Source organism: Endozoicomonas sp. SESOKO1, assembly GCF_024606265.1.
In the GTDB taxonomy this organism is placed as follows: Bacteria; Pseudomonadota; Gammaproteobacteria; order Pseudomonadales; family Endozoicomonadaceae; genus Endozoicomonas.
Window position 1 is genome coordinate 1 of the sequence record NZ_JAHHPP010000133.1, and the last position, 5,051, is coordinate 5,051.

Annotated in this window: 6 protein-coding genes and 1 other RNA gene; 1 reads left to right on the forward strand and 6 read right to left on the reverse strand. The window is 49.2% G+C overall.

From position 1 onward, the window contains the following. Window positions 1–337 precede the first annotated feature (337 nt). Together KDK13_RS06605 and KDK13_RS06610 are read right to left on the reverse strand one after the other, a co-directional pair. Window positions 338–1,786: an RNA ligase family protein gene (locus tag KDK13_RS06605; RefSeq protein WP_257284185.1), complete on the reverse strand. Its 1,449-nt coding sequence runs from the start codon at window positions 1,784–1,786 to the stop codon at window positions 338–340. A gap of 120 nt (window positions 1,787–1,906) precedes the next feature. Beyond that, the gene (locus KDK13_RS06610; RefSeq protein ID WP_257284186.1) at window positions 1,907–2,857 is read right to left on the reverse strand and encodes an ADP-ribosylglycohydrolase family protein; all 951 of its coding nucleotides are present in this window, start codon (window positions 2,855–2,857) and stop codon (window positions 1,907–1,909) included. A gap of 122 nt (window positions 2,858–2,979) precedes the next feature. On the opposite strand from KDK13_RS06610, the gene KDK13_RS06615 reads away from it, so the two are divergent. Continuing rightward, window positions 2,980–3,120 carry a hypothetical protein gene (locus tag KDK13_RS06615; RefSeq protein ID WP_257284187.1) on the forward strand — a complete coding sequence of 47 codons (141 nt, stop codon included), beginning with the start codon at window positions 2,980–2,982 and terminating at the stop codon, window positions 3,118–3,120. Window positions 3,121–3,191: 71 nt separating this feature from the next. Here the strand turns inward: KDK13_RS06615 and ssrS are convergent. The 4 genes from ssrS to KDK13_RS06635 form a co-directional block, all read right to left on the reverse strand. Continuing rightward, a non-coding RNA gene (gene ssrS, locus KDK13_RS06620) (6S RNA) lies at window positions 3,192–3,371 on the reverse strand. Between the two features lie 87 nt (window positions 3,372–3,458). Then, window positions 3,459–3,764, reverse strand: a complete 306-nt coding sequence (locus tag KDK13_RS06625; RefSeq protein ID WP_257284188.1) for a cell division protein ZapA — start codon at window positions 3,762–3,764, stop codon at window positions 3,459–3,461. Further along, window positions 3,761–3,970 carry a TIGR02449 family protein gene (locus KDK13_RS06630; RefSeq protein WP_257284189.1) on the reverse strand — a complete coding sequence of 70 codons (210 nt, stop codon included), beginning with the start codon at window positions 3,968–3,970 and terminating at the stop codon, window positions 3,761–3,763. Before KDK13_RS06630 ends, KDK13_RS06625 begins: the two co-directional genes overlap by 4 nt. A gap of 176 nt (window positions 3,971–4,146) precedes the next feature. Beyond that, on the reverse strand, window positions 4,147–4,914 hold the full coding sequence (locus KDK13_RS06635; RefSeq protein ID WP_257284190.1) for a class I SAM-dependent methyltransferase: 768 nt from the start codon (window positions 4,912–4,914) through the stop codon (window positions 4,147–4,149). Between the last annotated feature and the right edge of the window lie 137 nt (window positions 4,915–5,051).

The window sequence follows — 5,051 nt, forward strand, 5'->3', positions numbered from 1 at the left end:
TTACCTCAAGCGCGAAAGGGAGCGCAAAAAGCAGTATCGTCAGTCAGTCAATTCAGCTAATAACTCAGGTGGTTTACCACTGACTTCTAATTTAGCTGAAACAACCCAGAGTTCCATTAAAAATTAAGAAGGTACTGTCCCCGCTTTTCAATCGTCAAGCTGAAGGAATATTTACAGTCCCGATCGATCCCTCTCAGCCCTAGTGAACGGTCAGCAATCCAAGAGTAAGAAGGTAATGGTCGCTATCGTCCGGGTAGACAAACGGTATAAGCTGTTGAAAAGCAGGGTCAGGTTTTGAATATTGAACTGCTTGCCATGTCTCGCACGGCATTGGCAATTATTTGCTCAATGTCTCGTCCAGGTACCGCACTAGCAGACGATCCCCACTGACAGTGGTATTTCGTGCGCCAGTCTTATGAGCTTTTACCGGTTTTTTGCCGGATGCACCACTTGTCGAAGCAAAGGTCATAGTGGTCACCTCCTCTTTAACATCAGCAAGTATCAGCTCAGAGGCCATTTGGCAGAGTCGATTGTTGGTCTTGTGATTTTTCGTGATGGGCTTGCCTGTCTTTGACAGCGCATCGTTGACCAGGCGAGAGCGGACCATGTTATCGATGAAGTGTAAAAACGACGCTTTGTCGCTGCTGACCAGAGAACGGTTCTGCCCACAGGCAATGCCTTGGGCGTTGGCACTACAGTAGCTGGCAAAGTCATCACGTTTGCGTTTGAACATGCAATGATCGTCAGGTTTGTGGCCGGTTACCGGCACCATCTGGACAATATTGGTGCGACAGACAATGCCTTCGGCCAAATTTGCCACAGCAATCTTCTTTCTTGCCTTTGGGTCAACGCCGAGTCTGGCAGGAAGGGTGGTGGTGAAGTTGATATCAAAGTTACAGCAGTCGGTAAATGATCCCAGATGTATGGCTTCAGCCGTGAAAAAGCCGCAACCTTTCAACATTTCCATGGTAGGAAGAAAGTCCAGTTCTACCTTGGTCACTGCTCTGTGTGCCTGTCTGCCACCGGTTTGATCTGCGGGCGGTCGCAGCATCACGGTGGCCCCAAAAGCCATGTAGTCCAGGTCGGGGTGGTAGTAGATGCCCTCTTGAACGGCGGTGATTACGTCAGGCGGGGAGGGTAGCCCGGGAAATGCACCACCAAACAGCTCACCGTAAATGGTCAGGCGGACAACATCACCCGATAGCGTGGCTTTTCTGTCGTTAACGGTACACTGTTTGACTATAGTCGTATAAGCCTGCTCCGCAGCCGCTTGATAACGGTTTTTTACCTTGCGAAAACCAAAAAAACGGGTGTTGTCCTCGTCGCTGTCCTCCTTAAGAAACGCTTCGCGCCCGGCGCAGCGGATGGTTGGCGGGGCTTCGGGCTCGTCCGGTGGAAAACAGACAAAACTGAAGTTGCTGCCGTGAACCTTTTCTGTGACTACCCAGATATTGGTCGCCGATGAGAGTTGCTTTGAGCCAAGTAATGCGGTTGCGTTTTTGGGGCTGTATTTTAGCCGGGCAAAAGCAGGATGCCCCCGGGTAAGCCAGTGGTTGGTGGTTTCGGACATTTTGCCATACGGGTCGTGCCTTGGTTCTGACAAGGCATCCGGCTCAGCCATGGCTGTGACGGTTCGCTCAGCCAGCAACTTGTCCGCCTGTCCGGTGGCTGTTTGTGGAGATGGTTCATCAATGTTCAGGCGCCATTCGCCCGGTGAGGCTTTTCCACGGGGAGGATAGTCCCTCACTGGCAGAGTCGTGTTAGTGGTCGCTGATACGCTGTTCATGGCGATGGCCTTGCAGTGGACTCATTGGGACTTGCTTTTTGTCAGACTGTTTTTTGGGTAAGAGTCCATCATGACAAATGTTTGAACTCACGACTCATTGCAGTGCTCCCTTCGTTGCAGTTAGCCTGCCTGGCGGGGCAATACCGAACCGGGTAATGCGGTTCGTGCAATCCAGGAGGCAGGCATTGCTTTATCAGAACCGAAGAAGCATGCAGACAAAATCGCACCTAATGGAATGGCCCTGCCACAACTGTCACCACCACAGTAAATATTTTCTCTCACGGTTTTTTCATAGTTCTCAGCTTGTAAGAGGAGATGAGTAATCACTATAAATGAGGCGTCAAGACCGCAGTGCATTCCCACCTCCTGTGCAACCTCTTTTGACCTGCGCTTGAGCATGGATTCAGCAGTGTTGATTGCTATGGCAATATCTACGCCGACTTCTTTTGCCTGAGCCACACACTGCCCAGGTGAAAGGCCCTTATGTGCACTTTTTATCATTATGGCAACGGCTTTGGCGTAGCTAACGGCAGTATCGTTATTATTGGTGACACGTACTGCTGATTCTACCTTGTCCATCAAATCCTGATCCTGGCCATGGACAGCAATCAGAGGTGGCAGTTTCGATAATGCCGGATTCTGGGTATCATCAGCACCGCAGGCCGCAACAGGTTCTTCATCAGGTTCGTCATTGCTCTTTCTTTGATAAAGGTTGAGCAGGGTCTGCCTGGTTGGATGATCCGTGTAACCTTGCCATTGACCGCCAAAGTCAAACCATTTCCGGAAAGATTCTATGTAGCCCTGCTCCGAGTATTGACCATTGGCGTTGATGGCATCCTGCATCGACAGCAACTGAGCGCCGTAATGGGAAAACTCACCAGCCTGCTTTCCTTCATGGGCAAAGTATCCTTTGTCCTGGTATTCTGCACGGACAGGCGTATGAAACTCTGGATGTTCACCGCCGTATTTGGCAATCAGGGCTTGATCGTACAACCAGTGAAACCCCATGGCAGCGGCATCAGCGACTAAGGCCCCAATAACTGATTCATAGGCTCTGTGTCGTTCATTCATTGCAATACCTTTCTGTTTCGTAATATGCCTACCTGAATTTTTAGCATACTTCCTGCATCATCACCCGGTTTCTTCGAGACCCGGAGCATCCTGAGTCCATTGCCAACCGTAGAATTGAAGTCATGGTGCTTGCTGATTTTATGGAACGACAGGTTGAGCGAATGTTTGCTCCTATTAAGGAAGAGGGTCATGAACATTTTCCATCCCATTATGATTCAATGCATGAGGCATTTGAGCGGGCAGAACAAAATCAGTTTGATTAGCTAATGGCCAAGTGATGTTGTGTTAAGGCTTTTTTCAAAGGGGCAGGAATAGTATGAAAGACAATGATTGAAACCTCCCCACCCTGCCGCTGCCACGTTTGCCCGTGGCCGTAACGGTCACGGTGGGGGCTGCTGAGGTGAATCGGGCTTTCCGCTGCAAGGCGGACCTGCACTCCAGCACCTGCCAGGAGTCCCCTGGGTAGTATTATCGGCTCGGGACGTATGATGACTGGCGAACAGGCCAGGGAGGTTTCGTCGGCATTATATCGACTATTGAGGGGATGTCTGCAAGTTTTTTCAGCTATCAGATGTCGTGGACATCACGAAAGGTTATCAGCTCAACGTTCGACGGCAGCCAGTGCCTGGTCCAGTTTGCCCAGCAGCAGGTCAATATGCTCCTGTGTGTCCTGTTTTTCATCTTCATTCTGACGACGGCTTTGCATTAACTCGTAGCTGATATTCAGGGCGGCCATGACAGCTATTCGCTCAATACCGACTACTTTGCCTGAAGAGCGGATTTCATGCATTTTTTCGTTCAGGTAGCGGGCAGCCGTATACAGTGATTCCTGATTATCCCTTGGACAGGCAACACGGTATTCCTTGTCCAGGATATGAACGGATGTTACTGATGATTTATCCGTCATGACTCATGCTCCAGAGACCTGAGACGCTGGATCATCGTTTCTACTTTAGTACGTGCAACGTCGTTTTTTTCCATCAGCTTCGCTTTTTCAGCTATCCAGGACTGCTCCTGTTGTCGAAGTTGCCTGTTTTCAGTCGTCAACTTCTGACATAGGGCAACCAGATAGTTAATTTTCTGGTCGAGGGCGATGAAATCGGATTCTTTCATAGCTTCCCTGAATACTCGGTTATTAGGGTTACTATAGCCTCTGGAGAAATTCAGAACAATGACTTAATGGTTGACAACGTTTTATTTTTAATTCGTCTGGTAATCATCGTGATTTACGCCTTTCAGCACAAGCTTGAAAGTTTGATTAGAAGGTGTTTGTTAAAAAAAACGGCAAATCATGCAGGTTTTCTGGCAATAATCCGTATTTGATCCTGATCACCATGACTCCATACCGGGTAATGGGGAGCCTCACCCTGTTCGCACCGTTCGATAATAAACCCGGCATTTTCCATTAATACCCCCAGTTGTTGGCAAGAAAAAAAACAGAAGTCTCTTCCGGGGATATTCATTTCATGGGCTGCCAACACCGGGTCGGTTATTTCCGGACAGTCAAATGTTTTTGCCGCCTGTGCCAGAAGGTTGAGATAATCACGCTGACCGGTAACGGTTAACGGCGACTGTCTTACACTGTCTCGTATCTCTTTACTCAGGCCAGTGGTTTTCAGTACATCAACGTCACAGGAACAACAGGTAAGCAGAAGCGTACCCCCCGGTTCGAGAATTCTGTAAAGTTCATTAATGGATGACGTGACTTCTTCATTGGCAAGAAAATGAAAAACTTCAGCGCAAAGAATGCCCGAGAAGGCATTATCGGCAAAAGGGATATTTGCTGGCAGCTTTGCTGCTCTGCAGGTGACCGCTCCCTGCTGGGTCTCCGGCAAGTCCTTCAGCCATTCGGACAGGTCCGGTTTATCCATGTCGGTGGCTATTACCTGTGCTCCATGCATCAGGGCAGCGTGAGTGTTGACGCCGTGGCCACAGCCAATATCCAGCAGGGGCTTATCGTCTTTCCAGCTGTTCAGCCAGCGATCCAGATAGATAACCGGGTTGTGAAACGTAAAACCAACACCCTGCTGATTTTTTTCGTACAACATCTCTGACATGGCATTATTCCGGACAGATTGGACTTAACAGGATAGACACTTTCTTTATTTAAAGCGTTTGACTGACAAGTTTCCTCGGGAAGTCTGTTAGAATCCCAGCTAGGAGCCTGTCCGAGAATAGCGCCCGTAGCGAGGAT